The 4,145-nt window shown below is 66.7% G+C and carries 1 protein-coding gene and 2 pseudogenes; 2 read left to right on the forward strand and 1 reads right to left on the reverse strand.

What is annotated here, in order from left to right:
* Positions 1-382: 382 nt before the first annotated feature.
* Both AB0L21_RS30970 and AB0L21_RS30975 read left to right on the forward strand, forming a co-directional pair.
* Positions 383-575, forward strand: a pseudogene (locus AB0L21_RS30970) (hypothetical protein); the annotation flags it as partial.
* A gap of 1,030 nt (positions 576-1,605) precedes the next feature.
* Positions 1,606-2,043, forward strand: a pseudogene (locus tag AB0L21_RS30975) (transposase family protein); the annotation flags it as partial.
* Between the two features lie 298 nt (positions 2,044-2,341).
* On the opposite strand, the gene AB0L21_RS30980 reads toward AB0L21_RS30975, so the two are convergent.
* On the reverse strand, positions 2,342-3,388 hold the full coding sequence (locus AB0L21_RS30980) for a type VII secretion system-associated protein (protein ID WP_365787775.1): 1,047 nt from the start codon (positions 3,386-3,388) through the stop codon (positions 2,342-2,344).
* Positions 3,389-4,145: the final 757 nt, after the last annotated feature.

Here is a 4,145-nt window from a genome sequence, read left to right on the forward strand (position 1 = left end):
CCGACGCTGCACTGAGGTGCGTTCGCCTTGGCTCGTTCCATGATGTGCCTCCGTGCCCTTGCCGCCAGCCTGGACCGGTGCTCACTGGTGCTCACTGATGCCCATCACCGCGAAGATGCCGGTGACATGTATGCGGAAGATGGGCCGGCCCTGCCGCTGTGCCGCCGGACAGATGCCTCGCCCGGGTCCTGCCGTGTCCAAGCCAGCGAGCCCCCCAACCAGCCAGCCAGCCAACGCTGCCGGACCGGCGTGCGGGGAAGAGCGCGACACCCAATCCGACTGGGGTCTTTCAGCGTGGCCACTGGTGATTGCAGGTCCTGGGGCACTCGACCTGCCTCATGCCTTGTCGTCGACAGTAGGCCGACCATTCCCACGAGCACCTCACGGAGTGCACGTGCCCCCGGTGACCAACCAGACCGGGCGGCTGCTGTGGATCTCACCCACCCAGTGCGGCCGCGTCCACGACCTGATGGCGGTCCGCACCCACCAGCCACCCGCGACCGATTGAAGGCGACGTGGCACGACTGGTGTCCTGGCGCATCTTGCGCAGATCCCGGTGCGGCCCGAGTCGATTGCAGGTCAGCAGGGTGTGGACGGCTTGGACGGACGTGCCGATGCGGCGGTTGGAGCAGCCGGAAGCACCGTCCACGTACCGCCACGGGGCCGCAGTGGAAATCGCGAATCCCGCCGCGAGCTGGTGAACCGTTCCGCCCCTATGGCCGTTTCGCCAAGTGCCGGAACGACGCCTCCCCGGACTCCGGCACCAGCCCGGCGGCTTGACACAATCGACCGCCGGGCTGTTTCCGTGACGATCGCTCGATCGCAATCGGCGACTGGGACGACTACCTCTCGGTCTGCAGCCGCACCGCCCTGGAGTACGGCCTGTGCTTCTACGAGATGCGGCGGGAGTGAGCGGCCTGAGCGGCTGAGCAGCTGAAGGAGGGCTCACCGTCACCGCCGGCCGCAGCCGGGGGGAGCATCAGTGAGCAGGAACTGGGCTTCCGAGTGAGCACAGAAGGTCCGTACCGTCAGCGGCGCCGGCATACAGCGCACTGGCGCCGGTGACGCCCGGAACACCGTCCAGGCGGTCGAGCAGGCGAAAGACGAGGGTTGACATGAACAAGCACCGTATCGCTCTGGGGCTCGCGACAGCCGCGGCCGTGGTTGTGTCGGCAATGCCGGAGCAAACCAGTTGCTCATCGGCTGGAACGACGGCGGCGTTGCTGTGAAGTTCCCTGACAACGCGGATGAGCAAGCGAAGACCAAATGGAGCGTCACGGGCATCGGGTGCTGAGCTCCGTGGGCCGTACGCCAATGGTCACGGTCCGGGCCGCAGCACGGTCCGGACCGAACTGGGCAACCGCTGCGGCGACCGCCGGCCCAGAGCGCGAAGCGGTGACCCCATCTTCGAGATGGTCGTAAGCGGGGCTGGGCAGCAGACGACACGATGGTTCGAGGCGGCCCATAGGATGCGACATCGACGTGTTCTTCGGCTGCGCACTGCGCCCCGCCACCATCGTGGACGTCTCACCGCTTACCGTGCACGAGCTTGTACGTCCTGTCCCGTAATCGATCTTCGAGTGGTTGTCCCGTTGAGGCGGGCCTGTCGACGGCACCTTGATGCCTACCCTCGACCGCAAAGCGGCTGAGCAGTCGAAGAATGACGCTGCTCCACCAATCATCGGGTGGCCATCGACGCCGACATTCCCCTGGTCGTCGCGGCCGACCGGTGCCGGGCAACCACAACGAGTGCATAGCGTGGGACCGGTCAGGCGCGAAGGCTGTGGTCAGCGGCACCACGCTGATGACTGACGGCGGCTACCGCGGCACCGGTCTGATCATCCCCACCGGCGGCAAGGCGTCAGGCTCAACTCCCGGCCTGGAAGGAACAACGCCACCGTCCATACCGGCAAGTTCGCGCTCGTGTCGGGCACGTGTTCGCCCACCTGAAGTGCTGGAAGATCCTTCGTTACTGCCGGTTGAAGGGCGACGGTGTCCATCACTCCATACGCGGCGTCAGCCCGCCTCCCCAACCTCACTGTGACTCGGCTCAGTCGATCACTGCCGGACAACCGTCAGGAGCGGATGTGTGGACGCGCCAGCGACACCACCGTTCACCGGGCCACCCCGGCGGACGGTGGTGTCGCTGACCAGATGCCGATTGTCTGCGACGTCGGTACTTTGGTGTTCCACCCCGGCGATACGGCGTCGGCACGCTGACGGCCCTCGGTCGTCGAGGGGAGCCTCCCGCACCGGCCGAAGCCCTACTGTGCCTGCGTCGAGACCAACCACTGCCGCTCTTTTGCGCGTCCCCTCCACGGCACGTCAGAGCCCTAACGGCTCATCCGGTTGTCCTGCCTTTGTCGGTCAACTCCGCTCCCCCTGAGCCGGACAGCGCCTCGCTCACGTTGACAGTGGGTTCGGATGACGACCCTTCCCCCGGGTCGTCGAGGCTCACGGTGGTCACCGGGCGGGACCGGCTCGGGGTGGGTGCGTGCTGGTCGAATCGGGCTTCGGCCGGGGCTTCGACATCGCCGAAGTCCGCGACCGCATCCCGCGTCTCGCGGTCCTCGACTTCTTCGCGGAGGACGTCGGGGTCCACCGTCATGCTCACCGGACCGGACGGGTTCAGATAGAGGAGGTGGCCCTCGGGCACCAGGCCGAGAAGATCGGGCACCCTCGTCAACTCGAACGCCAGGCGACCCATGGCGTGCAGATAGACGGGCGAGGTGAACACCGGGACGACCGCGGTGTCGTCAGGGGTGGTGGCGGACAACGGGCCGCCACCAGGCTTCACCAACACGGCGACTTCGTGGTGTGCCAAGGCCTTGACGACATCTTCGCCAGGCCCGTATCCAGTCGCGGCAAGCTGGACGGCGGCGTCCACCTCATCGGCCGGCTCGGGCCAGCCGAGGGCCTTGGGGGAAGGCCGGTAGTCCTCGTTGTCCTGCCACTCCACGATCTCGCCGTCCAGACCCGAACGCCACCGGCCGACCATGGCCCATTCGGGAGGGGCGCCGTCACCTTTCCAGGCCGGGTCGACCATGCCCAGCCAGTGGTCCGGGGCGAGCCTTCCTGCTTCCCGGATCTCTTCGGGGATCGGCGGCATGGTCTCGTCCGCCCCGCTGACGCCTTCCTCCATGTCTTGGCCTGGGTCCGGCTCCGGTGCTTCGGCACTCGAAACGGCGGGCATCATGCCACCGGCCCCCGGGGTTTCGGAGACGCTGTCCGCGTCGGAGGCCGAGTCACCGTTCTTCTCGGGTTCGGCGCCGGCATGGACGAAGCCGCCGGACTCGCCTTCGCTCTCCGCAGAGGTCCTCGCGGGGGTGTTCTCGCTCATATTCTTCCTCATTTGGCACGTGAACAGACTGCAGACGGGAGATCTCACCAGCGGATTGCAGCGGCACTTTCAATGGTCGGAGCTGGAGCGGCCGAAAGGCTGGAAGGGAATACTTGCTTCGTGAATCCGTTCACCACTGTCGACTGACCGGGAAACGGATCGGCAAGGCACTCAAGAAGGAGGCTGAACTCCCTGAACCCGTCGTATCTGGCTCACCCGGACAGTCAGCTACCGAATACTCAGGGCGCGCTGCGGCAGCGTGTCCGCACTCCGCGCCCTCTACCTCGGCGACACTCACAGCCGCAAACGAAACCGGGCAGCACAACGCGGCGCTGGAAAGCACTGTTGATCTCAGGACCGGTGCGGCTCACGCATGGGCTCCGGAGTGCCGTCCGCAGCCATTTTCCGCCAAGCCGTACCTTGCCACCTCACTGGGCAGTACCTCGCCGAGTGAGGTAGGAAAACACAGGCGTCGAGCCCACACCGACACCCGCTGTCAGGCAGTCTAGCGACACGGACCGCCAACGTGCGAGCGAGGTCGTCAACTCGCCGCAGTTTTTGCCCATTCTCGCGTTCGCGCTGATATCGGTGGCGAACTGGCGCGGTGACCAGGCTCGGCCAACGGGTATTCGGTCGGCCGACGACCGCCGGGCGACCTTCCGGCTTTTACGGACGGCGGCAGCAGCGTCCTCCCCTCGTCGGCCGGCCCCGTCAGCCGGCACAGGGCCGGCCGACGAGCTCTTCCGACGTGGCACACACCACCGCAGCACTTCCATGCAGGCCCCACTTCGTGCGCGCGTCACCA

The organism is Streptomyces sp. NPDC052721, assembly GCF_040678315.1.
In the GTDB taxonomy this organism is placed as follows: Bacteria; Actinomycetota; Actinomycetes; order Streptomycetales; family Streptomycetaceae; genus Streptomyces.